Consider the following 23,238-nt stretch of genomic DNA (forward strand, 5'->3'; position numbering starts at 1 on the left):
TGGCGTTTCGCGACACTTGCCGCGCGCCCCGGCCCGTGGCATGAGGCGCGAAAGCCCAAAGCCCGAAGGCAAGGAGAGCCGCGATGATCCTCTACCCCGCGATCGACCTCAAGGACGGCCAGTGCGTGCGCCTGCTGCACGGCGAGATGGACAAGGCCACGGTCTTCGGCGACGACCCCGCCGCCCAGGCCGCCAAGTTCGAGGCCGCGGGCTGTGAATGGGTGCACCTCGTCGACCTGAACGGCGCCTTCGCCGGCGCGCCGGTGAATGCCGCGGCGGTCGAGGCGATCCTCGCCCGGATCACCGTGCCCGCCCAGCTCGGCGGCGGCATCCGCGACATGGCGACGATCGAGGCCTGGCTCTCGAAAGGGCTTTCGCGCGTCATCCTCGGCACCGTGGCAGTCGAGAACCCGGACCTCGTGCGCGAGGCGGCCCGCGCCTTCCCGGGCCAGGTCGCGGTCGGCATCGACGCCCGCGGCGGCCGCGTCGCCACCAAGGGCTGGGCCGAGGAGACCGACGTGATGGTCACCGATCTCGCGAAATCCTTCGAGGACGCGGGCGTCGCCGCGATCATCTACACCGACATCCTGCGCGACGGCGCGATGACCGGCCCGAACCTCGAGGCGACCGAGGCGCTGGCCCGCGCCGTGACGATCCCGGTGATCGCCTCGGGCGGGGTATCGTCGCTGCCCGACCTGATCGCGCTGCGCGACACCGGCGTCATTGCCGGCGTGATCTCGGGCCGGGCGATCTATGACGGCGCGCTCGACCTGACCGCGGCGCTTGCGACGCTGAAGGCGTAAGAGGGGCTCCGCCCCGCCGAGGCGATGCCTCGGCTCCCCGAGGTATTTTCGGCAAGATGAAAGCGCCGCGGCCCTCTCTTCATCTTGCCCGAAATACCTCGGGGTGCAGGGGCAGCGCCCCTGCCCTTTCGCTTCCCATCCCGCGCGACGGGCGCTATCAAGGCGCCAAAGGAGGCGCCTCCATGCTGAAAACCCGCATCATCCCCTGCCTCGATGTCGCCGACGGCCGTGTCGTCAAGGGCGTCAACTTCGTCAACCTGATCGACGCGGGCGACCCGGTCGAGGCGGCGAAGGCCTATGACGCGGCGGGCGCCGACGAGCTGTGCTTCCTCGACATCCATGCGACGCACGAGAACCGCGGCACGATGTACGACCTCGTCACCCGCACCGCCGAGCAATGCTTCATGCCGCTCACCGTCGGCGGCGGCGTGCGCAGCCACGAGGACGTGCGCAGACTGCTGCTCGCGGGCGCCGACAAGGTCAGCTTCAACTCGGCCGCCGTGGCGAACCCCGATGTCGTGGCCGAAGCCGCCGACCGCTTCGGCAGCCAGTGCATCGTCGTCGCGATCGACGCGAAGACGGTGGCGCCGGGCCGGTGGGAGATCTTCACCCATGGCGGGCGCAAGTCCACGGGCATCGACGCGGTCGACTTTGCCCGCACCGTCGAGGCGAAGGGCGCGGGCGAGATCCTGCTGACCTCGATGGACCGCGACGGCACCCGGGCGGGGTTCAACATCCCGCTGACCCGCGCCATCGCCGATGCCGTCGAGGTGCCGGTGATCGCCTCGGGCGGGGTCGGCACGCTCGACCATCTGGTCGAGGGCGTGACCGAGGGCCATGCCTCGGCGGTGCTTGCCGCCTCGATCTTCCACTTCGGCACCTACACCATCCGGCAGGCGAAGGAACACATGGCCGCCGCCGGCATTCCCGTGAGGCTGACATGACCACGCTCGAACGGCTTGAAGCCACGATCGCGGCGCGCAAGGGCGCCGATCCCGACAGTTCCTGGACGGCGAAGCTGCTGTCCAAGGGGGCGCAGAAATGCGCGCAGAAATTCGGCGAGGAGGCGATCGAGGCCTGCATGGCCGTGGCCAAGGACGACCGCGCGAACCTCGTCTATGAAAGCGCCGACGTGCTTTACCACCTGCTGGTGATGCTTGCCGCGAAGGACGTCCCCCTCGCCGAGGTGCTGGCCGAGCTCGAGCGCCGCGAGGGCACTTCGGGGATTGCCGAAAAGGCCGCGCGCGGCTGAGCGGTCTTGCAAAATCCGCGTTCTCCCGCAAGGCTTTGGCAAAACGGGAGGCGCAGATGAGCAAGAGTGCAAAAGGATACTGGATCGGCCATGTCACTGTCGACGACCCGCAGGCCTATGCGGCCTACCGGGACGCGAATGCGGTGGCCTTCGAGAAATACGGTGGCCGGTTTCTGGTGCGCGGCAGCGCGCAGGAGGTGGTCGAGGGCGACCTGCGGCCGCGCACGGTGGTGATCGAGTTTCCGAGCATCGAGGCGGCGCGGGCCTGCTATCTGAGCCCGGAATACCAGCACGCGATGGCGCTGCGCACACCGGTCTCGGAGGCCGATCTGTGCATCGTCGAGGGCTGGAATGGCTGAGCCCCGGGAAGCGGCGGTCAAGGGGTACTGGGTGGCGCAGGTGCGCGTGCACGACCGGACGGGCTATGCCGCCTATCGCGCCGCGGCGGCGGCCCCGATCGCGGCTGCGGGCGGGCGCCTCCTCGTGCTCGGCGGCGCGCCCGAGGTGGTGGCGGGGCAGATGGCGCCCGGGACCATGCCCGAGGCCGTGCCCGAAACCGTGCCCGAAACCGTGATCGTCGAGTTTCCAGACCTTGCCGCGGCGCGGGCCTGCTATCACGGCGCCGCCTATCAGGCGACGCTCGCCCTGCGCGATGCCGCGGCGACGGTCTCGCTCGCGATCGTCGCGGGCCACGCCGGCTGAGCCCGTCTTGCCCCGGCGGCGAAAGGCGCTAGAGTATCGGCCATGTTCAAGGCACTTCTCACCCTTCTGGCCGCCCCCCACCCCGCGCCGCTGACCGCGGAAGATGCGGAGCTGGCGCTGGCGGCACTTCTGGTGCGGCTCGCCCGCGCCGACGACAGCTATGACGAGGGCGAGAAGATGCGGATCGACCGCGTTCTCGCGATGCGCCGCGGGCTCGGGCCCGAGGCGGCGCGCGCGCTGCGCACGCGGGCCGAGACGGTCGAGGCCGAAGCCCCCGATACCGTGCGTTTCACCCGCGCGCTGAAGGAAAAGATCGCCTATGAGGACCGCGCCGGCGTGATCGAGGCGATGTGGGACGTGGCGCTGTCGGACGATGCCCGCGCCCCCGAGGAAGAGGCGCTGATCCGCCTCACCGCGAGCCTCCTTGGCATCAACGACCGCGATTCGGCGCTGGCCCGGCAGCGGGTGGAAGCCCGGCGCGACTGAACCGCTGCCCTGCATGTTTCGAGGCATCTGCCCGACTTTTTGGCGCATCTCCTTGCGTCAACCGTCACTCCGCCGTTGCATTCCCCCCCGGAATCGCGCCAACTTTACCAACCGGACAAAGAGAAGCCGAAAGTGACAGTGACCGCACCCGTCATCGAAATCCGCGACCTGCACAAAAGCTACGGGTCGCTCGAGGTGCTCAAGGGCGTCTCGATCCGTGCTGACCGGGGGGAGGTGATCTCGCTGATCGGCTCCTCGGGCTCGGGAAAATCCACCCTGCTGCGCTGCTGCAACCTGCTCGAGGACAGCCAGCGCGGCGAGGTCCTGTTCCGCGGCGAGGCGGTGAAATGGGCGGGCGAGGGCCTTGCCCGGCGTCCCGCCGACCGCGCGCAGGTGACGCGCTTCCGCACCAACCTGTCGATGGTGTTCCAGCAGTTCAACCTGTGGTCGCACATGACGATCCTGCAAAACGTCATGGAGGCGCCGGTGACCGTGCTGAAGCGCGATCCGCGCGAGGTCGAGACGCTGGCGCGCAGCCTGCTCGACAAGGTCGGGATCGGCGACAAGGCCGACAACTGGCCGGCTCAGCTCTCGGGCGGCCAGCAGCAGCGCGCGGCGATCGCGCGCGCGCTGTGCATGCAGCCCGAAGCGCTGCTCTTCGACGAACCGACCTCGGCACTCGATCCCGAGCTGCAGCAGGAGGTGGTGAAGGTGATCAAGGATCTGGCGAACGAACACCGCACGATGATCCTCGTCACCCATGACATGCGGCTTGCCGCCGACGTCTCCGATCACGTCATTTTCCTGCACAAGGGCCTGATCGAGGAAGAGGGACGGCCCGAGCAGCTTTTCGGCGCGCCGCGATCGGAGCGTCTGCAACAGTTCCTGTCGGCCAGCGTGCCGGCTTGATGCCAACGACTGCAAAGCAACGATAGAAAATCACTGCACAGGGGAAACACATGAAGAAGCTGATCCTGACCGCCGCCGCCGTGCTGGCGCTGTCGACCGGGTTTGCCAGCGCCGAGGACGTCGTGCGCATGGGCACCGAGGGCGCCTACCCGCCCTTCAACTTCATCAACGACAAGGGCGAGGTCGACGGCTTCGAGCGCGAGCTCGGCGACACGCTCTGCACCAAGGCCGCGGTCAAGTGCACCTGGGTGACGAACGAGTGGGACAGCATCATCCCGAACCTGCTCGGCGGCAACTATGACACGATCATGGCCGGCATGAGCATCACCGACGAGCGCAAGCAGACCATCGACTTCACCGAAGCCTATTACCCGCCGGCGGCCTCGGCCTATGCCGCGCTGAAGGACGGCGCCGACCTCAAGGGCGTGGTCGCGGCGCAGGTCGGCACGATCCAGGCCGATTACGTCGCCAAGTCGGGCGCGACGCTGCTGGAATTCGCCACCCTCGACGACACCGTCGCCGCGGTGAAGAACGGCGAGGCCGACGCGGTCTTTGCCGACAAGGACGCACTCGCACCCTTCACCGCCGACCAGGGCGGCGCCCTCGTCTGGACCGGCGAGGACATCCCGCTGGGCGAAGGCATCGGCATGGGCCTGCGCAAGTCCGACACCGCGCTGAAGGACAAGTTCAACGCCGTCATCACCGCGATGAAGGCCGACGGCTCGCTCAACGCGATGATCAAGAAGTGGTTCGGCGACGACGCCCTGACCTTCTGAGCCACCCGGCGGGGGCCGCCGCAAGGCCGGCGCCCGCCCTTTTCCGGCAGGTTCCATGTTCGCAAGCTGCGCCGACCCGAAAGCCCTCGAAGGCCTCGCCTGGATGCTGTGCTACCTGAGTTCGGGCAAGCACCTGCTGTTCTACGGCTCGTTCCTCGTGGTGATCGCGCTGATGCTGATCGTGGCGCCGGTGGCGCTGGCCTTCGGCTTTGGCGGGGCGCTCGCCGCGCGCTCCCACATCGTGCCGCTGCGCTGGCTCGGCATCGGCTATACCTCGATGGTGCGGGGCGTGCCCGACATCATCTTCTTCCTGTTCGTGCCGGTGGCGATGGACCAGGGGCTGGAATACCTCCGCCACAAGATCCTCTGCCCGGACTGGACCGCGCCGATCCGGCAGGGCAACGACTTCCTCGTCTGCCCGGCGGCGAAGCTGCCGCTGAATTCCGCGCCGCAGATCTATCACGAGGCCTATGGCTTCGCGCTCGCCGTGGTGGCCTTCGCCATCGTCTTCGGCGCCTTCGCGGCGAATGTGCTTTACGGCGCGATGCGGGCGGTGCCGCGGGCCCAGCTCGAGACCGCCGAGGCCTATGGCATGACGCCCGCGCAGGTGCGCCGGCGCATCCTGATCCCGCAGATGTGGACCTATGCGCTGCCCGGGCTGTCGAACCTGTGGATGATCCTGATCAAGGCGACGCCGCTGCTGTTCCTGCTCGGCGTCGAGGATATCGTCTACTGGGCCCGCGAGCTTGGCGCGACGAAATCGCAGATCTATGACTTCCCGCACCCGGACTGGCGGCTGTGGTATTTCCTGCTGCTGCTGGCCTTCTACCTCGGCATGACCCGGATCTCGGAAATCGTGCTCGGCCGGCTGTCGGCGCGGCTCGCCCGCGGTCAGGCGACGATGGCGGGCGAAGCGATGCGAAAGGCCGGCGCATGAGTTCCTCCTGCCTGCAGACGATCTCCGATTACGGCCTGCGCTCGCTCGGCTTTGGCGAGCGGCTGCTGCCGCGCGGCGACTTCACCCTGTGCGAACAGTTCACCCTGATCGGCTCGGGGCTGATCTGGAACATCTACTTCGGCCTGCTCGCGCTCGCCTTCGGCTTCTTCTTCGCCACCGCCCTTGCGCTCGCGAAGGCAAGTCCGAACCGCTGGCTGCGCAAGCCCGCCGAGTGGTTCATCTTCGTCTTCCGCGGCTCGCCGCTCTTCATCCAGTTCTTCATCGCCTACGAGGCGCTGGTGATGCTGCCGCGCACCGGCATCGACCTTGGCGGGCTGCTCATCGCCACCGACTGGATGACCTCGGCCTGGGCCGGCGCGCTGTTCGTGCTGTTCCTCAACACCTCCGCCTATTCCGCCGAGATCTTCTATGGCGCGCTCAACGCCGTGCCGAAGGGCGATCTCGAGGCCGCCGACGCCTATGGCATGGCAGGCTGGGTGAAGTTCCGCCGCGTCGTCTGGCCAACCATGCTGCGTCTGGCTTGGCCTGCCTACACCAACGAGGCGATCTTCCTGTTCCACGCCACCACGCTCGTCTTCTTCTCGGGCTTCCCGGCATTTCAGCAGCGCGGCGACGCGCTCTATTACGCGAAATTCTTCGCGGACAAGACCTTCAACCCCTTCGTCCCCTACCCGATCGCGGCGTTCTACTTCGTCTGTCTGACGGTCACCCTGATCGCGCTGTTCGGAGGGATCAACCGCCGCCTGAACCGGCATCTGCCGGGCGCGATCCGCCCGAAACTGAGGATCAGGCCGCAAATCGTCAGGTGAGGACATGGACTGGCTGAGAGAACACCCCGAAGTGCGCACCATTCGCGTGGCAGCGGCGGACCTGAACGGGGTGGCGCGGGGCAAGCGCATCCCCGCAAGGTTCGCCGACAAGGTCTTTACCGAGGGGACGCGGTTTCCCTTCTCGGTGATGAACCTCGACATCTGGGGCGAGGACATCGAGGACAGCCCGCTCGTCTTCGAGACCGGCGATTGCGACGGGCTGCTGCGCCCGACCGAGCGCGGCTTCATGCCGATGCCCTGGCTCGCCTCGCCGACGGCGCTGCTGCCGATCTGGATGTTCCACATGGACGGCCGGCCCTATGCCGGCGATCCGCGTCAGGCGCTTGCCCGCGTCGTTGACCGCTACAAGGATCGCGGTCTGACGCCCGTCGTGGCGACCGAGCTGGAATTCTTCCTGATCGACGACAGCGGCAAGACCCTGCGGGTGCCGCCCTCGCCCCGCTCGGGCAAGCGGCGCACCGGCGGCGAGACGCTGTCCTTGCGCGCCCTCGATGCCTTCGACGCCTTCTTCAGCGCGCTTTATGACGCCTGCGAGGCGATGGACATTCCCGCCGACACCGCAATCTCGGAAGCCGGGCCGGGCCAGTTCGAGCTGAACCTGATGCACCAGCCCGACGCGCTGAAGGCCGCCGATGACACCTGGGCCTTCAAGATGCTGGTGAAGGGGCTTGCCCGCAGCCACGGTTTTGCCGCCTCGTTCATGGCGAAACCCTATTCGCTGTGGTCGGGCAACGGCATGCACATGCATTTCTCGGTGCTCGACCGCGACGGGCGCAACATCTTCAATGACGGCAGCGAGAAGGGATCGGAGGCGATGCGCGCCGCGGTCGCGGGCTGCCTTGCCGCCCTGCCCGGCTCGACCCTGATCTTCGCGCCGCATGCGAACAGCTTCGAGCGCCTCGTGCCGAACGCCCATGCGCCGACGGGCATCGGCTGGGCCTATGAGAACCGCACCGCGGCGCTGCGGATCCCGGCCTCGGGCCCGGCTGCGCGACGGATCGAGCATCGCGTGGCAGGCGGCGACGTGAACCCCTATCTCAGCATCGCCGCGGTTCTGGGTGCGGCGCTGATCGGCATCGAGGACGGCCTCGTCCCCGACGATCCGATCATCGGCAACGCCTATGCGCAAAGCCTCGCGCAGCTGCCCGCGACCTGGAACCTTGCGATCAACACTTTCGCCGAAGACCCGCTGATCCGGCGCATCTTCGACGAGGAACTGGTCGAGAACTTCCTGATGACCAAGCGTCAGGAGGTGCATTACATGGCCGAGCTGTCCGAACAGGAACAGACCGAGCTCTACCTCGACACGGTGTGACTCGGCCGGGCGGGGCATGCGCAAAGGGCCGCCGCCCATGCGCAAACGGCCCGCCCGCCGCCCCTGCCGGCCCCCTTGCCCGCTTCGGGGCGGAGGGCTAGGCTTGCCCGACCCAACTGCACGAGACTTCCATGCTGATCGGCATCCTGCAAACCGGCGAATCCCCCGACATCCTTCGGGAGGGCTCCGGTGACTATCCCGACATGTTCGAAACCCTGCTCGCCGGACGCGGCTTCACCTTCCGCACCTACCGGGTGAAGGACATGGACTTCCCCGCCGACGTCCATGACTGCGAGGGCTGGCTCATCACCGGCTCGCGCTTCGGCGCCTATGAGGACCACCCCTTCATCAAGCCGCTCGAGGCCTTCATCCGCAAGGCGATCGCGGCGAAGGTGCCGATGGTGGGCGTCTGCTTCGGCCACCAGATCATCGCCCAGGCCATGGGCGGCACCGTCGAGAAATTCCCGGGAGGCTGGGCCGTCGGTGCGCAGGACTATGATTTCGGCGGCGAAACGGTGACGCTGAACGCCTGGCACCAGGATCAGGTGACGCAGCGCCCCGAGGGGGCCGAGGTGGCGGGCTCCAACGCCTTTTGCGAGAATGCCGCCCTCGTCTACGGCGATGCCGCCTTCACCGTGCAGGCCCACCCCGAGTTCCGCGACAGCTTCATCGAGGGGCTGATGGACACCCGCGGCAAGGGCGTGGTCCCCGACGACCGGCTTGCGGCCGCCCGCGCCCGGCTTGGCGCGCCGAACGCCTCCGGCACGCTTGCCGACCGGATCACGGCCTTCTTCCTCAAACCCCGGGCCTGAGCCCCGAAAGGCACATCATGTCAGACTGGACCGATCTGATCCCGCAGGCCGCACGCAACTACATCGCCGGGCGGCGCCTCGACGAGGTCGAGTGCATCGTCGCCGACATCGCGGGCGTGGCCCGCGGCAAGGCGATGCCGGCCTCGAAATTCGTGCATCAGGACCGCTTCTTCCTGCCGAACTCGATCTTCCTGCAATCAATCACCGGCGAATGGGTCGACAACCCGATGGGCGCCTTTACCGAGCCCGACATGATCCTGACGCCGGACTGGGCCACCGCCACCGCCGCGCCCTGGACCGCCGACGTGACCTTGCAGATCATCCACAACGTCGAGGACCAGCAGGGGAACCCGGTGCCGACCGCGCCGCGCAACGTGCTCAAGCGCATCCTCCAGCTTTACGAGGACGAGGGCTGGACCCCGGTGATCGCGCCCGAGATGGAATTCTTCCTCGTCGCGCGCAACCTCGACCCGAACCAGCCGATCATCCCGCCGATGGGCCGCTCGGGCCGCCGCGCCGCGGGCAAGCAGGCCTATTCGATGTCGGCGGTCGACGAATACGGCAAGGTGATCGACGACATCTATGACTTCGCCGAGGCGCAGGGCTTCGAGATCGACGGCATCTTGCAGGAAGGCGGCGCCGGTCAGGTCGAGATCAACCTTGCTCATGGCGATGCGGTGCATCTGGCCGACCAGATCTTCTTCTTCAAGCGGCAGATCCGCGAGGCGGCGCTGCGCCACGACTGCTTCGCCACCTTCATGGCGAAACCGATCGAGGGCGAGCCGGGCTCGGCAATGCACATCCACCAGTCGGTGATCGACAGGAAGACCGGCGAGAACATCTTCTCGGAGCCCGACGGCAGCGAGAGCATCCAGTTCATGTATGCCATCGCCGGGCTGCAAAACCACCTGCCCGCGGTGATCGCGCTGCTCGCCCCCTATGTGAACAGCTATCGCCGCTACGTGCCGGACTTCGCCGCGCCGATCAACCTCGAATGGGGCCGCGACAACCGCACCACCGGGCTGCGGGTGCCGATCTCGGGCCCCGCCGCGCGGCGCATCGAGAACCGCCTCGCCGGGATGGACTGCAACCCCTATCTCGGCCTCGCCGCCTCGCTGGCCTGCATCTATCTTGGCCTCAAGGAAAAGAAGATGCCGCGCCCCGAGTGCATCGGCGACGCCTACATGAACGAGACCGACCTGCCCTACAACCTCGGTGACGCGCTGGATCTGTTCTCCGATTCCGCGCCGGTGCGCGAGGTGCTGGGGGTCGAGTTCTGCACCGTCTACGAGGCGGTGAAACGCAACGAATACAAGGAGTTTCTGCAGGTGATCTCGCCGTGGGAGCGGGAACATCTGCTGCTGAACGTATGAACCTGCTCTTCGCCAACGACCGTCCCGGGGAATTCCCGCAAAGCTTCTATGCCGCGAGCCGCGATGCCGCGCCCGACCGTCCCGCCCTGGCGGGGGCGGTCCGCGCCGACGTCGCGGTGGTGGGGGCGGGATACACCGGACTGTCGGCGGCGCTGCATCTCGCCCGCGCGGGGCGGCGCGTCATCGTGCTCGAGGCGCATCGCGCGGGTTTCGGCGCCTCGGGCCGCAACGGCGGGCAGATCGGCTCGGGCCAGCGGCTCGAGATGCCCGATCTCGAGCACATGGCCGGCAAGCCCGCGGCGCGGCGGATGTGGGACATGGCCGAGGAGGCGAAAGCGCTGACCTATGCGCTCGCCGCCGAGGCGGGCGTGCCCACCCATCGTGGCATCGCCCATTGCGCGGTGCACGACCGCGAGGTCGCGCATGCCCATCACATCGCCGAACACCTCGCCACCCAGTACGGCTATGACGCGATCACCCCCCTCGACCGTGCGGGACTGGCCGCGCTGATCCCCTCGCCGCTCTATGTCGGCGGTGACATCGACCGCGGCGCGGGGCATGTGCATCCGCTGAACCTCGCGCTTGGCCTCGCCCGGCTGGCCGAGGCCGCCGGCGCGCAGATCTTCGAGCGCTCGGCGGTGACGAAGATCCGCCACGCCCATCATGCCGGCGAGACGAGCCGGGTGATCACCGCGGCGGGCGAGGTCAGCTGTGACCAGGTGATCCTCGCCGCGAACGGCTATCTCGACCATCTCGAGCCGAAGATCGCCGCGCGGGTGATGCCGATCAACAATTACATCGTCGCCACCGAGCCGCTCGGCCCCCGCCTGCGCGAGGTGCTGACCGAGAACATCGCGGCGCATGACACGAAATTCGTGGTGAACTACTGGCGCGCCCACGAGGACCGGCTGCTCTTCGGCGGCGGCGAGACGGTCAGCTACCGCTTCCCGCGTGACATCGCGGCGCTGGTGCGCAAGCCGCTCGAACAGGTCTATCCGCAGCTCAGGGGCGTGAAGATCACCCATGCCTGGGGCGGCACGCTGGCGATCACCGTGAACCGGATGCCCTGCTTCCGCCGCCCGCATGTGAACTGCCTCTCGGCCTCGGGCTTCTCGGGCCATGGCGTGGCGCTGGCCACCCATGCTGGCCGGCTGATGGCCGAGGCGGTGACGGCAACCGGCGACGGCTTCGACGTGATGGCGACGCTGCCCGCCCATATCTTCCCGGGCGGCAGCCACCTGCGCTTCCCGCTCCTTGCACTCGGCATGGGCTGGTACAGCCTGCGCGACAGACTGGGATTCTAGGCGACACTTCGCCGCCGACACGAAACTTTCACTTGGCCTGTGGCCCGCAGCATCTTACTGCTTTTCTGAATATGACATTCAGGAAAGCTGAAACTCATGCCCCGTGACGGCGATCTCGCCCCGACCTGTCCCCCGCCGAATTGCTATGACGCCGAGCCCATCCCCGAGGCCGCCCGCGCCGAGATCGAGCGGCTCCTCAGCTCGGGCGATCTGTTCCGCTACACCTCGGAGAATGCGCCGGTGTCGCAGCTCGAGGCCGAATTCGCCGCCTTCATGGGCACCCGCTATGCCGTCGCCGTCGCCTCCTGCTCGGCCGCGCTCTTCCTGTCGCTGAAGGCGCTCGACCTGCCGCGCGGCGCGCGGGTGCTGGTGCCCGCCTTCACCTTCGCCGCCGTGCCCTCGGCGATCGTGCATGCCGATTGCGTGCCGGTGCTGGTTGAGGTGGGCAAGAATTTCCGCGTCGACCTCGATGACTTCCGGGAAAAGTTCGACGACAGCATCGCGGCGGTGCTGATCTCGCACATGCGCGGCCATACCTCGGACATGGACGCGATCATGGCGCTCGCCGACGCGAAGGGCGTGCCGGTGATCGAGGATGCGGCGCACAGCCTCGGCACGGTCTGGGGCGATCGCAAGATCGGCACGATCGGCAAGATCGGCTGCTTCAGCTTCCAGAGCTACAAGCTGGTGAACGCCGGCGAGGGCGGGGTCCTGGTCACCGATGACCCGGAACTTGCCGCCCGCGCGATCATCATGTCGGGCGCCTACGAGCACAACTGGAAGAAGCACCCGGGGCTGCAGAACAGCTTCGTGCACTGGCAAAACCAGCTGCCGCTCTACAACACCCGGATGCAGAACCTCTCGGCCGCGGTGATCCGGCCGCAGCTGGCCGAGGTGCCGCGCCGTGTGCGCGACGGGCTGGCGAACCACGATTATGTCGCGGCGAAACTGAACCAGAGCCCCTGGCTCGACGTGCCGCCCGCCCTCGGCCCCGAGACCCGCGCCCCCGACAGCCTGCAGTTCAACCTCACGGGCGACTGGACCGATGCCGAGGCGCTGCGCCTGCAGGACGAGGCCAAGGCGCGCGGTGTCGGCGTGCAGGTCTTCGGGCTGAGCAAGGACAATGCCCGCGCCTTCTGGAACTGGCAGTTCCTCGGCGAGCTGCCCGAACTGCCGAAGACCCGCGCGATGCTGATGCGTGCCTGCGACACGCGGCTGCCCGCCCGCCTCACCCGCGCCGAACTCGATTTCATCGCCGATGCGATCGTCGCGGCCGCGGCGGCAGTCAGGGGCTGAGGGCGGCAGGGGGCGCTGCCCCCTCGCGGCGGACGCCGCTCACCCCCGAGGTATTTCGGGCAGGAAGAAAGCAGGGGCCCCGTCACTCAGGCGAGGCCCCTGCCCTTTTCATCTTGGCAAAAATACCTCGGGGGGCGCGCAGCGGGGGGCGGAGCCCCCCTCCCCGGTCACAGCCCGAGCCGCGGGATTTCCATCTTCGGGCAACGGTCCATCACCACCCGCTTGCCGGCGGCGCGGGCAAGGGTGGCGCCTTCCGCGCTGATCACGCCAAGCTGCATCCAGACCGTACGCAGTGCCGGCAGATGGGCAAGCGCCTCTTCGACGATGCCCGGGACCGCCTCGGGGGCGCGGAAGATGTCGACCATGTCGACGGCGATCTCGGCCGGGATCGCGGCGAGATCGGCAAAGACCGTCTCGCCGAGGAAGCTTTGTCCGGCAAGCCCCGGGTTGACCGGAATCACCCGATAGCCCTTCGCCTGCAAGAAGGCCGCGACGTAATGCGAGGCGCGGTCGGGTTTCGCAGAAAAGCCCACGACGGCGATCACCTTCGTGGTCTGCAGGATCTCGCGGAGTTCGGCATCGGTCATGGCAGCCTCCCTTTCAGCCGGCGCAGATAAAAATGCGCCCGAACCAGAAGCTCGGGCGCACAGGTGCGGAACGAGGGACAGTGAACTGAAACACAGCGGTTCCAAGCTGCGCTTCTGTGATCATACATAGGAATGCGTCCCCCCGGTTAAAGGGGGGCGGCCGCGAATCGCATCTTTGTGAAGGTGCGACAGGCATCCGTCCGCCCGCGCGCTTCAGCGGTTCGTGGCCGCGTAAAGCGCCACCGCCGCCGCATTCGACACATTGAGCGAGCCGAACTCGCCCGGGAAGGGGATCTTCACCAGCCGGTCGCAGGTGTCGCGCGTCTTCTCGCGCAGCCCCGGCCCCTCGGCGCCCAGCACCAGTGCCACCGGCCGCGTGCCGACAGCGGCCAGCGCCTCGGCCAGCGTCTCCTCGGCCTCGCCCGCAAGGCCCAAAAGCACGTAGCCCATCTTGCGCAGCTCCTCCATCGCATCGGCGAGGTTCGTCACCCGCAGGTAGGGCTGACGCTCGAGTGCGCCCGAGGCGGTCTTCGCCAGCGCCCCGGTCTCGGGCGCGGAATGGCGCGCCGGCGCCACCACGGCGCGCGCCCCGAACACCTCGGCCGAGCGCAGGATCGCGCCGACATTGTGCGGGTCCGTGACCCGGTCGAGCAGCACGACAAGCGGCTCGCCGCGGCCGGTCAGCGCCACCTCCTCGAGCTTGCCCCAGTCGAGCGGCTTGACCTCGAGCGCGGCGCCCTGATGCACGGAATCGGGCGCAAGCGGCACCTGGGTATCGAATTTGCGCGGATCAACGATCTCGGCCGTCATCCCCGAGGCGGCGATCGCCTCGGTCAGCTTGTCCGAGGCGTTCTTCGTCAGCACGAGGCGCAACTTCTCCCGCGCCGGGTTCACCAGCGCGTCGCGCACCGCATGCAGGCCGAACAGCCACACGGTTTCCGCCGCCGATGCGCGCTTGGCACGCTCCTTCTCGATCACCCAGGTCGGTTTCTTCATCGCCGCTCCCCTTTTGCCCCTTCCTGCGCCGGCAGAGCCGTTTTGGCAAGAGCCGCGAAAACCGTCAAAAACCCGCTTGACGCCCCCCACCCCCTTCGGTAAATCCCGCCCCACGTCGGGTGACGAGCTGCAAGGTGCGGCAGCGGACTGTAACTCCGCCGGGGAGACCCACGCCTGGTTCGATTCCAGGGTCACCCACCACTCCCCCTCAGGATTGGTGATTTCGCAAGGCCTGCGGGCACTTCTGCCGCGGTCTTCGCGCGCGGCACCTTCCCTCCATCCCTGCTCTGCCGCTATAGTAAGCCGACAGTGAAAGGCAGTACGATGACGGGCACAGTGGCCGGCGGGCAAACCTACAACGTGTTCTGCGTGGCGCAGGCGGGGCGGCTCGAATACGAGGCGATCCTCTTCACCCATTCCTTCCGCAAGGCGAATCCCGACTTCGCCGGCCGGCTTCTGGTGGCCGAGCCCACCGGCGCCCGCTGGTCGCAGCCGGTGCGGATCTCGGACCCGGTGCGGGCGCTGCTGGCCGATGCGGGCGCCGAGATCGTGCCCTTCGAAAACAAGCACTTCGGCGAGATCTACCCGCATGGCAACAAGATCGAGGCGATGGCGGCGCTGCCCGCCGAGCCCTTCGTCTTCTTCGACACCGACACGCTCTTCACCGGGCCGCTGAGCGCCGTGGGCTTTGATTTCGCCCGCCCCTCCGCCTCGATGCGGCGCGAGGGCACCTGGCCCGAACCGCCGCTCTACAAGGTCGGCTACACCGAGATCTGGAAGAGCCTCTATGACCATTTCGGCCTCGACTTCGAAAGCTCGCTCGACCTGAGCAAGCCCGACGAATACTGGCAGCGCTATCTCTATTTCAACGCCGGCTGGTTCTTCGGCGCCGATGCCCAGGCCTTCGGCAAGCGCTTCCTGCATTACGCGCACTGGATCCGCTGGAACACACCCGAGGAGCTGGCCTGCCAGTCGCTCGATCCCTGGCTCGACCAGATCGCGCTGCCGCTGGTGATCCATTCCTTCGGCGGCGGCCGGCCGGGACCGGAGCTGGCCGGGCTCGACGGCGCCGTCACCACCCATTACCGCGCCCTGCCGCTGCTTTACGCGCGCGAGAGCGACGCCGCGGTGGCGGTGGCCGAGGCGGTCGCCGCGCCGAATGCGGTGAAGAAGGTGCTGAAGAACTACGAGCCGGCAAAGAAGCTGATCTATCAGAACAAGGGGCAGAAGCTGCGCCGCAAGTTCGACCGCAACGATCTGCCCCGGCGCGAGCAGGTGCTGCGCAATGCGATCCGGCGCGAGGGGCTCTGGCTGCGCTGAGAGCTCTGCCACATTTCCTTCACGGTCTTCCCGCAATCCGACCCCAGTTCCGCGTTAACCTTTTGGCAGAGTGAGGATGGAGAGACCCATGGATCGGCTCATGGAATTCACGATACCGATTCTCGGTGCGGATGTTCCCGTCGTCATGACAACTCTGACCGGCATCGGGTTGGCGATCTTTGCCGAGGCTGTGCACACCGGCCTCGGCACCTGGTTCCGGCCGCTGCGCTTCCTCGGCACGCTGCTGGCGCTGGCGCTGGCCTCGGCCTTTGCCGCCGAGCTTCTCGCCTTCATCGTGCAGCCCTTCGCGCGCACAGAGATCATCTCGGCCGGAGCCGACGGGCTGATCGCATCGACGGCCGTGCTTGGCGCCATCGGCTTCACCTACATGATCCTGAAGTGCATCATCGCGCCGGCCTGGTACCGGCTGCGCGGCTATCTGCACCTCGGCCTCTAGCGCGCCGGCCGGAACATCCCACGCAAAACGAATGTGTTTGAAGCGCCCCGGACCCGGCGATAGGGTTCGCCCCGTTGCATTCCGGGAGGCGCATATGACCGACTTTTCCTTTGACACGCTGCAGGTGCACGCCGGGGCCGAACCCGATCCGGCCACCGGGGCCCGCCAGGTGCCGATCTACCAGACCACCGCCTATGTCTTCAAAGACGCCGACCACGCGGCGCGGCTCTTCAACCTCGAGGAAGTGGGCTACATCTACTCGCGCCTGACCAACCCGACGATCTCGGCGCTGGCAAACCGCATCGCCGCGCTCGAGGGCGGCGCGGGGGCGGTGTGCTGCTCCTCGGGCCATGCGGCGCAGATCATGGCGCTCTTCCCGCTGATGGGGCCGGGGCTGAACATCGTCGCCTCGACCCGGCTTTACGGCGGCACCATCACCCAGTTCGGCCTGACGATGAAGCGCTTCGGCTGGGGCTGCACCTTCGTCGACTTCGACGATACCGCGGCGATCGAGGCGGCGGTGGACGAGAACACCCGTGCGATCTTTTGCGAGTCGATCTCGAACCCCGGCGGCTATATCACCGATCTCGATGCGGTGGCGAAGGTGGCCGACAGGCTCGGCCTGCCGCTGATCGTCGACAACACGCTTGCCTCGCCCTATCTGTGCCGCCCGATCGAGCATGGCGCGACGCTGGTGGTGCATTCGACGACGAAATACCTCACCGGCAACGGCACGGTGATGGGCGGCGCGATCGTCGATTCCGGCAAGTTCGACTGGTCGGCTTCGGACAAGTTCCCCTCGCTCAGCGCCCCCGAACCGGCCTATCACGGGCTGACGTTCCACCAGGCGCTCGGGCCGATGGCCTACACCTTCCACTCGATCGCGATCGGGCTGCGCGACCTCGGCATGACGATGAACCCGCAGGCGGCGCATTACACGCTGATGGGGATCGAGACGCTCAGCCTGCGCATGGAAAAGCACGTGGCGAATGCCAAGGCCGTGGCCGAGTGGCTCGAGAACGACCCGCGCATCGACTATGTGACCTGGGCCGGCCTGCCGTCCTCGCCCTGGCATGACCGCGTGGCGAAGATCTGCCCGAAGGGCGCCGGCGCGCTCTTCACCGTGGCGGTGAAGGGCGGCTATGACGCCTGCGTCAAGCTCGTCGACAATCTGAAGCTCTTCAGCCATGTCGCGAACCTCGGCGATGCGCGCTCGCTGATCATCCACCCGGCCTCGACCACCCACCGCCAGCTGAGCGAGGAACAGCAGGTCGCCGCCGGCGCCGCGCCGGGCGTGGTGCGGCTGTCGATCGGGATCGAGGATGTGGCCGACCTGATCGCCGACCTCGACCAGGCGCTCGCCGCCGCCACCGCCTGAGGCGAGGCGCCAGGACATCGACAAGGCCGGGCCGCGTGCCCGGCCTTTTGCATGGTCAGATGGCAGCAGAAATCCGCCCGGTCGGGCCATGTCACCGTGCGGCACGACACCGTGGCCATCACTTTCTCAACATTCGGCGAAGAAATGCCGGCGGGAGTGGCTGCCGGCGGGGGCTGCGGCCCGGCCGCCGCTTTTCATGGCGGGGAAGATGCTTTACCAAGGGAGGAACCGCCCGCGCCCGTTCCGGCGCCCGTCCAGCTGTGCCAGAGCCCCCGACATGAAACCCAGCTTCGCGCTCAATCTTTCGCATGATGGCATCGGCCTGCTGCACCGCACGGCCGGCGGCTGGGAGGTTCTGGGCGAGGTCAGTCTCGACGCACCGAACCTGTCGGCAGAGCTCGGCCGGCTGCGCCGCCTCGCCGAGGCACGCGCACCCGAGACCGGCGTGCTGACGAAGCTCATCATCCCGGCCAGCCAGATCCTCTATGCCCAGATCGCCGCCCCGGGCCCGCGCCCGGCGATGCGCCGCCGCCAGATCACCGCCGCGCTCGAGGGGATGACGCCCTATAAGGTCCCGGATCTGGTGTTCGACTGGTCCGGCCGCGGCGAGACGGTGCAGGTGGCGATCGTGGCGCGCGACACCCTCGCCGAGGCCGAGAGCTTTGCCGAGGACTGGGGCTTCTGCCCGGTGGGCTTCGTCGCCGTGCCGGCGCCCGGCAGTTTCGCCGGCGAGCCCTGGTTCGGGCTGAGCTCGGTCGCCGGCCGGCACCTGCCCGATGGCGCCCGGCTCGACCGCGACCAGGACCCGGTGCCACTGGCCTCGGCGCCCCATGCCGCCGCGGACGAGCCGGTTCCCGAAAGTGTCGAGAACGTCGAAGAGCCGGTGCCCGCGCCCGAAGCGCCCGAAGCTCCCGAAGCTGATCTGGACGCAATCGCCCCGGCCGAAGAGCTTGCGGCCCCCGAGATCGCGGCCGCGACCGAAGACCCCGCCGTCGGAGACGCCCTCGTCCCCGCCGAAGCCGCCCCCGAGGCCGAAGCGCAGCCCGCCGCCGAGGCACCCGAGGTCGCCGCAGCACCGCCCGCCGAGGCCAGCGCGGACGAGACCGAAGCCGAGCCGGCCGAGATCCCCGCCGACGCGCAGCCTCAGCTCCCGGCCGACACCGAGGAGCTTCCCGCGACGGAACCGGCGGCTGTGCCCGAGCCCGCCGCAGAAACCGCGCCCCTCGCCGCAAGCGACGATGACACCGGCAGCGAGATCGACGCCCCCGAGGCAGCGCCCGATCTCGACCGGGCGCCGGACGGGCCGCCCGGGCCCGAGGCGGCCCCTGCGACCGAAACCCCGGCGGAGGACAGCCCCGCCGAGCCGATCGCGCCGACCTCCCCGATCGAGGCGCCGGAGGAACTCCCGGCCGAGGCGGATGCCGCTCTTGCGCCGCTGGACGCGGTGCCCGAGGCGGAAACGTCCGAGCTGGCGGCCGAGGAAGGCCCCTCCGAAAGCGACACGCTTGCCGTTGCGGCGGCCCTTGCCGCCGCAGACGTGAGCGCGATCGAGGAGACCGCCGAAGCGGCCGAGGAGATGGCCGAGGCCGGAGAGGACAGCGCTGAAGAGGACGCCGGCGAAGACGATGCTGCCGAAGACGATGCTGCCGAAGGGGCGGCAGAGGTCGAAACGGACGGGGCGGAAGAGGACGCGGCCGAAGCAGTCCCCGAGGCAGCGACCGACGAGGACGTGCCCGAGACGGAAAGCCCGCCCGAGCCGGTCACCGACGGCGCAGCGGAGGCCGGAACCGGCACCGCCGCGCGCGCACCGCGCATCCCGCCGCTGGCCGGTGTCGCGCGCACCTCCGCCCCGCCCCGCGCGCTCGGCGGCGCGGTGCGCCCGGCCGCGATCACCGCCCCCGGGCTCGAGCTGGCCGCCGACGAGGCTGCGCCGGTGCTTGCTGCGCCGCGCAAGCCGCGCCCCGCCGAGCCGAAGCCCGCTCCGGGCGCGCACACCGCCGTTCCGCCCGAGACCACGGTCTTCGGCGCCCGGCGCCAGAAGCAGATCGGCGGCAAGCCGCGTCATCTCGGCATCGCGCTGATGCTGGCCTTGGTGATCTTCCTCGGTCTGGTGGCGATCTGGGCCTCCTATCTCGACACACCCGCCCCCGTGGCGAACTCCGTCGCGGCGCCGGAACAGGACAGCGCCGCGCAGGGCCTGTCCCTCGGCACCGACAGCGCCGCGCTGACCGGCGGGCCGGCGGATGCCGGATCTGACCTTGCCACGGCATCGAGCCCCGACAGCCCGGGCACGGCCGACGCGGCGGCAAGCGATATCCCCCCCGATGCCGACCTTGCCGGCATCGACGCCGAGATGGCGGCCGATGGCGTGATCCCGGAAGCCACTCCGACCGGCAGCGCCGAAATACTGGCCGCGGCCCCCGACGCCACGCCGTCGGGCGCGCAGATGCCTGCCGAGCCCGCTACCGACGGGCAGGACCCGGCCCCGGCCGCCCCGGTGGCCGATGCCCTTGCCGCCGCGGCCGAGGCCACCGCCGCCGGCGCCCCGGCCGGCGCCATTCTTGCCCCCGCCGCGCCGCAGCCCGACCTTCAGCCTGCCGTCCCCGCCGCCCCGCCGCCCTTCGAGGAGCTCGCCCGCGTCACACCGGGCGCCTCCTTCGAGCCGACGCCCGAGGGCGTGGTGACGCCGGGCGGGTTCACCCTCTACTCCGGCCGCCCGCCGCGGGCCTCGCGCGCGCGCCCCGATGCGGTGACCAAGGCCGCCATCGCCGCCGAAGAGGCCGCCGCCCTGCCCTGGGCCGACCCGGCGCTGAAACGTTTCAAGCCGAAAACCCGGCCCGCGACGGTCGAGAGCGCCGCGGCGGTGGCCGCGACGGCCCCCGCCCCGCAGCCCGCACCCGCTGCGGCAGAGCCCCCCAAGGCCACCGAGACCGAAACCGAGACCGCAGCCGCCCCCGTCGCGCCGCTCTCGGCCGAGGCGCAACGCCTGGCTGCACAGCGCCCCTCGACCCGGCCGAGCGCCGTCGAACGCAGCGCCGAGGCCGCCGCGGCCGCTGCCGAAGCCGAGGCCGCCAAGGCCGAGGCGGAAGCCCAGGCGGCGAAAGCCGCTGCCGAAGCCGGTGCCACCGCACAGGCGGTGTCGGTCTCGCGCCGCCCCGCGGCCCGGCCGCGCAGCTTCAAGACCTCGGTCGAACAGGCGCTGGCGCTGGCGATCGCCGCTGAACCCGAACCTGTCATCGCCGCACCGGCACCCGCCCCGGCGCCGGTGATCGCCCCCCCCGCCCCGGCGCCGCAGAAGGCTGCCCCCGCGGCCCCGCAACGCAGTGTCGCCACCGCGCCCGAACCGGCGGTGGAGCTCGACGAGCCGGAACCGACGCTGCCGACGAAGCGGATGCCGACCTCGGCCTCGGTGGCGAAACAGGCGACCGAGCAGAACGCGCTGGCGCTGCGCGAGATGAATCTGATCGGCGTCTACGGCGCCTCGGGCAACCGCCGCGCGCTGATCCGCATGCCGAACGGCCGCTTCGTCAAGGTCGCCGTCGGCGACCGGCTCGACGGCGGCCGGGTGACGGCGATCGGCGACGGGCAGCTGAGCTACCAGAAGGGCAGCCGCACCCTGATGCTGAAGATGCTCAAAGGCAGCTGACGCGCGATAACAGCTTCGACAGACGCCGGTTTCGGCCTTGTCGCCGGGGCGTGATGCTCTAGGCTTGTGCCGTCCATCCTCTCCCTGCCCTTCGGCCGCTTCGGGCGGCCCAGAGAACGAGTCCCCGCGCCATGACCGGCTTCCTGATTCAGGCCACGCTTTATCTGTTCGCGATGGTGATCGCGGTGCCGCTGGCCACCCGCGCCGGGCTCGGCTCGGTGCTGGGCTATCTCTGCGCCGGCATCCTGATCGGGCCGGTGCTCGGCCTGTCGGGTTCGGAGATGACCGACCTGCAGCATTTCTCCGAATTCGGCGTGGTGATGATGCTGTTCCTGATCGGGCTCGAGCTGGAACCGCGCGCGCTCTGGGCGATGCGCGACAAGCTGATCGGGCTTGGCGGGCTGCAGGTGCTGCTGACGATGGCGCTGGTGACGGCGGTGTCGCTCGCCTTTCACCAGACCCTGCCGGTGGCGGTCGCACTTGGGATGATCTTCTCGCTCTCCTCGACGGCGATCGTGCTGCAGACGCTGAACGAGAAACGGCTGATGCAGACGGCCGGGGGCCGCTCGGCCTTCGCGGTGCTGCTGACGCAGGATATCGCGGTGATCCCGATGCTGGCGATCCTGCCGCTGCTTGCCCTGCCCGGGGCGCGCGCCGTCGCCAAGGCCGAGGCGGCGGGCGACCACCCGGTCAGCCGCTTCATCGACAGCATGCCGGGCTGGGGCGTGACGCTGATGACGCTCGCCGCCGTCGCCTTCATCATCATCGCCGGGCACTATCTGGTGCGGCCGGTGTTCCGCTTCGTGCACGGCGCGCGGCTGCGCGAGATCAACACCGCGATGGCGCTGCTGATCGTGGTCGGCATCGCCTCGCTGATGAGCCTCGTGGGCCTCTCGCCGGCGCTTGGCACCTTCCTTGCCGGCGTGGTTCTGGCCGACAGCGAATTCCGCCACGAGCTCGAAAGCGACATCGAGCCGTTCAAGGGCCTGCTGATGGGCCTCTTCTTCATCACCGTCGGCGCCGGCATCAACTTCGCGGTGATCACCGCCCAGCCGTTCCAGATCATCGGGCTGGTGATCGCGCTGGTGGCGGTGAAGGCGGGCGTGCTTTACGTGCTTGCCCGCGCCTTCCGGCTGAAGGGGGCGGATCGCGGTCTCTTCACCCTCGGCCTGGCGCAGGCCGGCGAATTCGGCTTCGTCCTTGTCTCCTTCGCGGTCGGCCAGCGCATCCTGCCCGCCCCGGTCGCGGAAAAGGCACTGGTGCTGATCGCGCTCTCGATGCTGATCACGCCGCTCCTGTTCATCCTGAACGAACAGCTCTCCCGGCGCCTGCGGCGCGAGGATGACAGCCCCGATGCCGACGAGATCGACGAGCAGCAGCCGATCATCATCGCCGGTGTCGGCCGCTTCGGGCAGGTGGTGAACCGGATGGTGACGATGTCGGGCTTCCGCACCACGGTTCTCGACGCCGATCTGAAGACGATCCAGCTGATGCGCACCTTCGGCTTCAAGGCCTATTTCGGCGACCCGACGCGGCCCGACCTGCTGGCCGCGGCGGGGCTGGCGAAGGCGCAGGTGCTGGTCGTGTGCCTTGACGACAAGGCCTCGGCGAACCGGCTCGTCGCCTATGCCCGCTCGGTGCGGCCCGATCTGCACATCATCGCCCGCGCCCGCGACCGCATCCATGTGTTCGAGCTCTACAAGGCCGGCGCGAACGACATCGTGCGCGAGCTTTTCGACTCCTCGCTGCGCGCGGCGCGCTATGTGCTGGAAAACGTCGGGCTGAACGAATTCGAGGCTTCGGAGCTGGAGAAGGTCTTCTTCAAGATCGACCGTGCCGCGGTGCGCGACCTCGCCCAGGCCTGGAAACCCGGCGTGCCGATCGAGCAGAACCCCGAATACATCCAGCGCACCCGCGAGCTGAACGCCGAGCTGGAAGCGGCGATGCTGAAGAGTTTCGCGCGGCGCGAGGAGAAGGGCGAGGAGCCCGAGGCCACCCCCGCCACGCCACTCGACAGCCGGAGCTGAAATGCGAACGG

At 68.8% G+C, this 23,238-nt stretch carries 22 protein-coding genes and 1 tRNA gene; 21 read left to right on the top strand and 2 right to left on the bottom strand.

Going from position 1 to position 23,238, the window contains the following annotated elements:
* The first annotated feature begins 83 nt into the window (after nt 1-83).
* The 15 genes from hisA to EOW66_RS01680 all read left to right on the top strand — a co-directional run bounded on the left by hisA (nt 84) and on the right by EOW66_RS01680 (nt 12,816).
* Nucleotides 84-803 carry a 1-(5-phosphoribosyl)-5-[(5-phosphoribosylamino)methylideneamino]imidazole-4-carboxamide isomerase gene (gene hisA, locus EOW66_RS01610; protein ID WP_128154308.1) on the top strand — a complete coding sequence of 240 codons (720 nt, stop codon included), beginning with the start codon at nt 84-86 and terminating at the stop codon, nt 801-803.
* 182 nt (nt 804-985) lie between these two features.
* Nucleotides 986-1,747 carry an imidazole glycerol phosphate synthase subunit HisF gene (hisF, locus tag EOW66_RS01615; RefSeq protein ID WP_128154310.1) on the top strand — a complete coding sequence of 254 codons (762 nt, stop codon included), beginning with the start codon at nt 986-988 and terminating at the stop codon, nt 1,745-1,747.
* Nucleotides 1,744-2,055: a phosphoribosyl-ATP diphosphatase gene (locus EOW66_RS01620; RefSeq protein WP_113901844.1), complete on the top strand. Its 312-nt coding sequence runs from the start codon at nt 1,744-1,746 to the stop codon at nt 2,053-2,055. Before hisF ends, EOW66_RS01620 begins: the two co-directional genes overlap by 4 nt.
* Nucleotides 2,056-2,111: 56 nt before the next feature.
* The gene (locus tag EOW66_RS01625; RefSeq protein ID WP_128154311.1) at nt 2,112-2,414 is read left to right on the top strand and encodes a DUF1330 domain-containing protein; all 303 of its coding nucleotides are present in this window, start codon (nt 2,112-2,114) and stop codon (nt 2,412-2,414) included.
* Complete coding sequence (locus EOW66_RS01630; RefSeq protein ID WP_128154313.1) at nt 2,407-2,757, top strand: DUF1330 domain-containing protein; 351 nt, start codon at nt 2,407-2,409, stop codon at nt 2,755-2,757. The genes EOW66_RS01625 and EOW66_RS01630 overlap by 8 nt, the downstream gene beginning before the upstream one ends.
* A gap of 42 nt (nt 2,758-2,799) precedes the next feature.
* Nucleotides 2,800-3,243 carry a tellurite resistance TerB family protein gene (locus tag EOW66_RS01635; RefSeq protein WP_128154314.1) on the top strand — a complete coding sequence of 148 codons (444 nt, stop codon included), beginning with the start codon at nt 2,800-2,802 and terminating at the stop codon, nt 3,241-3,243.
* Between the two features lie 132 nt (nt 3,244-3,375).
* Nucleotides 3,376-4,152, top strand: a complete 777-nt coding sequence (locus tag EOW66_RS01640; RefSeq protein ID WP_113901840.1) for an ABC transporter ATP-binding protein — start codon at nt 3,376-3,378, stop codon at nt 4,150-4,152.
* A gap of 50 nt (nt 4,153-4,202) precedes the next feature.
* Nucleotides 4,203-4,928, top strand: a complete 726-nt coding sequence (locus EOW66_RS01645) for a transporter substrate-binding domain-containing protein (protein WP_128154316.1) — start codon at nt 4,203-4,205, stop codon at nt 4,926-4,928.
* Nucleotides 4,929-4,983: 55 nt separating this feature from the next.
* A complete protein-coding gene (locus EOW66_RS01650; RefSeq protein ID WP_128154318.1) occupies nt 4,984-5,865 on the top strand; it encodes an ABC transporter permease in 882 nt (293 codons plus the stop codon).
* Nucleotides 5,862-6,695 carry an ABC transporter permease gene (locus EOW66_RS01655; protein WP_128154319.1) on the top strand — a complete coding sequence of 278 codons (834 nt, stop codon included), beginning with the start codon at nt 5,862-5,864 and terminating at the stop codon, nt 6,693-6,695. Before EOW66_RS01650 ends, EOW66_RS01655 begins: the two co-directional genes overlap by 4 nt.
* 4 nt (nt 6,696-6,699) lie before the next feature.
* Nucleotides 6,700-8,031 carry a glutamine synthetase family protein gene (locus tag EOW66_RS01660; RefSeq protein ID WP_128154321.1) on the top strand — a complete coding sequence of 444 codons (1,332 nt, stop codon included), beginning with the start codon at nt 6,700-6,702 and terminating at the stop codon, nt 8,029-8,031.
* 131 nt (nt 8,032-8,162) lie between these two features.
* Nucleotides 8,163-8,843: a type 1 glutamine amidotransferase gene (locus tag EOW66_RS01665; RefSeq protein WP_128154323.1), complete on the top strand. Its 681-nt coding sequence runs from the start codon at nt 8,163-8,165 to the stop codon at nt 8,841-8,843.
* Between the two features lie 17 nt (nt 8,844-8,860).
* Nucleotides 8,861-10,216, top strand: a complete 1,356-nt coding sequence (locus EOW66_RS01670) for a glutamine synthetase family protein (protein WP_128154325.1) — start codon at nt 8,861-8,863, stop codon at nt 10,214-10,216.
* Nucleotides 10,213-11,520, top strand: coding sequence for an NAD(P)/FAD-dependent oxidoreductase (locus tag EOW66_RS01675; protein ID WP_128154327.1), 1,308 nt, complete (start codon nt 10,213-10,215; stop codon nt 11,518-11,520). Before EOW66_RS01670 ends, EOW66_RS01675 begins: the two co-directional genes overlap by 4 nt.
* A 96-nt stretch (nt 11,521-11,616) precedes the next feature.
* Nucleotides 11,617-12,816 carry a DegT/DnrJ/EryC1/StrS family aminotransferase gene (locus EOW66_RS01680; RefSeq protein WP_128154329.1) on the top strand — a complete coding sequence of 400 codons (1,200 nt, stop codon included), beginning with the start codon at nt 11,617-11,619 and terminating at the stop codon, nt 12,814-12,816.
* A 167-nt stretch (nt 12,817-12,983) separates the two neighbouring features.
* Here the strand turns inward: EOW66_RS01680 and EOW66_RS01685 are convergent, their stop codons facing one another.
* Nucleotides 12,984-13,403 carry a CoA-binding protein gene (locus EOW66_RS01685; protein ID WP_128154331.1) on the bottom strand — a complete coding sequence of 140 codons (420 nt, stop codon included), beginning with the start codon at nt 13,401-13,403 and terminating at the stop codon, nt 12,984-12,986.
* A 213-nt stretch (nt 13,404-13,616) separates the two neighbouring features.
* The gene (gene rlmB / locus EOW66_RS01690; protein WP_128154333.1) at nt 13,617-14,399 is read right to left on the bottom strand and encodes a 23S rRNA (guanosine(2251)-2'-O)-methyltransferase RlmB; all 783 of its coding nucleotides are present in this window, start codon (nt 14,397-14,399) and stop codon (nt 13,617-13,619) included.
* 117 nt (nt 14,400-14,516) lie between these two features.
* Between rlmB and EOW66_RS20285 the strand changes: the two genes are divergently transcribed.
* The 6 genes from EOW66_RS20285 to EOW66_RS01715 all read left to right on the top strand — a co-directional run bounded on the left by EOW66_RS20285 (nt 14,517) and on the right by EOW66_RS01715 (nt 23,227).
* Nucleotides 14,517-14,600: transfer RNA gene (locus EOW66_RS20285), tRNA-Tyr, on the top strand.
* A 123-nt stretch (nt 14,601-14,723) separates the two neighbouring features.
* The gene (locus EOW66_RS01695) at nt 14,724-15,719 is read left to right on the top strand and encodes a hypothetical protein (protein ID WP_128154335.1); all 996 of its coding nucleotides are present in this window, start codon (nt 14,724-14,726) and stop codon (nt 15,717-15,719) included.
* Between the two features lie 88 nt (nt 15,720-15,807).
* A complete protein-coding gene (locus EOW66_RS01700; protein WP_164880991.1) occupies nt 15,808-16,176 on the top strand; it encodes a hypothetical protein in 369 nt (122 codons plus the stop codon).
* 94 nt (nt 16,177-16,270) lie between these two features.
* A complete protein-coding gene (locus EOW66_RS01705; protein WP_128154338.1) occupies nt 16,271-17,554 on the top strand; it encodes an O-acetylhomoserine aminocarboxypropyltransferase/cysteine synthase family protein in 1,284 nt (427 codons plus the stop codon).
* 277 nt (nt 17,555-17,831) lie between these two features.
* Nucleotides 17,832-21,200, top strand: coding sequence for a hypothetical protein (locus EOW66_RS01710; protein WP_128154340.1), 3,369 nt, complete (start codon nt 17,832-17,834; stop codon nt 21,198-21,200).
* A 131-nt stretch (nt 21,201-21,331) separates the two neighbouring features.
* On the top strand, nt 21,332-23,227 hold the full coding sequence (locus tag EOW66_RS01715) for a monovalent cation:proton antiporter-2 (CPA2) family protein (protein ID WP_128154342.1): 1,896 nt from the start codon (nt 21,332-21,334) through the stop codon (nt 23,225-23,227).
* Nucleotides 23,228-23,238: the final 11 nt, after the last annotated feature.

This window comes from Paenirhodobacter huangdaonensis (assembly GCF_004022465.1).
Lineage (GTDB): Bacteria > Pseudomonadota > Alphaproteobacteria > Rhodobacterales > Rhodobacteraceae > Rhodobacter > Rhodobacter huangdaonensis.

What these genes read in the sequence shown, in the direction of transcription:
- hisA (WP_128154308.1), top strand. Translation starts at nt 84, where the DNA reads ATGATCCTCTACCCCGCGATCGACCTCAAGGACGGCCAGTGCGTGCGC.
- hisF (WP_128154310.1), top strand. Translation starts at nt 986, where the DNA reads ATGCTGAAAACCCGCATCATCCCCTGCCTCGATGTCGCCGACGGCCGT.
- EOW66_RS01620 (WP_113901844.1), top strand. Translation starts at nt 1,744, where the DNA reads ATGACCACGCTCGAACGGCTTGAAGCCACGATCGCGGCGCGCAAGGGC.
- EOW66_RS01625 (WP_128154311.1), top strand. Translation starts at nt 2,112, where the DNA reads ATGAGCAAGAGTGCAAAAGGATACTGGATCGGCCATGTCACTGTCGAC.
- EOW66_RS01630 (WP_128154313.1), top strand. Translation starts at nt 2,407, where the DNA reads ATGGCTGAGCCCCGGGAAGCGGCGGTCAAGGGGTACTGGGTGGCGCAG.
- EOW66_RS01635 (WP_128154314.1), top strand. Translation starts at nt 2,800, where the DNA reads ATGTTCAAGGCACTTCTCACCCTTCTGGCCGCCCCCCACCCCGCGCCG.
- EOW66_RS01645 (WP_128154316.1), top strand. Translation starts at nt 4,203, where the DNA reads ATGAAGAAGCTGATCCTGACCGCCGCCGCCGTGCTGGCGCTGTCGACC.
- EOW66_RS01650 (WP_128154318.1), top strand. Translation starts at nt 4,984, where the DNA reads ATGTTCGCAAGCTGCGCCGACCCGAAAGCCCTCGAAGGCCTCGCCTGG.
- EOW66_RS01655 (WP_128154319.1), top strand. Translation starts at nt 5,862, where the DNA reads ATGAGTTCCTCCTGCCTGCAGACGATCTCCGATTACGGCCTGCGCTCG.
- EOW66_RS01660 (WP_128154321.1), top strand. Translation starts at nt 6,700, where the DNA reads ATGGACTGGCTGAGAGAACACCCCGAAGTGCGCACCATTCGCGTGGCA.
- EOW66_RS01665 (WP_128154323.1), top strand. Translation starts at nt 8,163, where the DNA reads ATGCTGATCGGCATCCTGCAAACCGGCGAATCCCCCGACATCCTTCGG.
- EOW66_RS01670 (WP_128154325.1), top strand. Translation starts at nt 8,861, where the DNA reads ATGTCAGACTGGACCGATCTGATCCCGCAGGCCGCACGCAACTACATC.
- EOW66_RS01675 (WP_128154327.1), top strand. Translation starts at nt 10,213, where the DNA reads ATGAACCTGCTCTTCGCCAACGACCGTCCCGGGGAATTCCCGCAAAGC.
- EOW66_RS01680 (WP_128154329.1), top strand. Translation starts at nt 11,617, where the DNA reads ATGCCCCGTGACGGCGATCTCGCCCCGACCTGTCCCCCGCCGAATTGC.
- EOW66_RS01685 (WP_128154331.1), bottom strand. Translation starts at nt 13,403, where the DNA reads ATGACCGATGCCGAACTCCGCGAGATCCTGCAGACCACGAAGGTGATC.
- rlmB (WP_128154333.1), bottom strand. Translation starts at nt 14,399, where the DNA reads ATGAAGAAACCGACCTGGGTGATCGAGAAGGAGCGTGCCAAGCGCGCA.
- EOW66_RS01695 (WP_128154335.1), top strand. Translation starts at nt 14,724, where the DNA reads ATGACGGGCACAGTGGCCGGCGGGCAAACCTACAACGTGTTCTGCGTG.
- EOW66_RS01700 (WP_164880991.1), top strand. Translation starts at nt 15,808, where the DNA reads ATGGATCGGCTCATGGAATTCACGATACCGATTCTCGGTGCGGATGTT.
- EOW66_RS01705 (WP_128154338.1), top strand. Translation starts at nt 16,271, where the DNA reads ATGACCGACTTTTCCTTTGACACGCTGCAGGTGCACGCCGGGGCCGAA.
- EOW66_RS01710 (WP_128154340.1), top strand. Translation starts at nt 17,832, where the DNA reads ATGAAACCCAGCTTCGCGCTCAATCTTTCGCATGATGGCATCGGCCTG.
- EOW66_RS01715 (WP_128154342.1), top strand. Translation starts at nt 21,332, where the DNA reads ATGACCGGCTTCCTGATTCAGGCCACGCTTTATCTGTTCGCGATGGTG.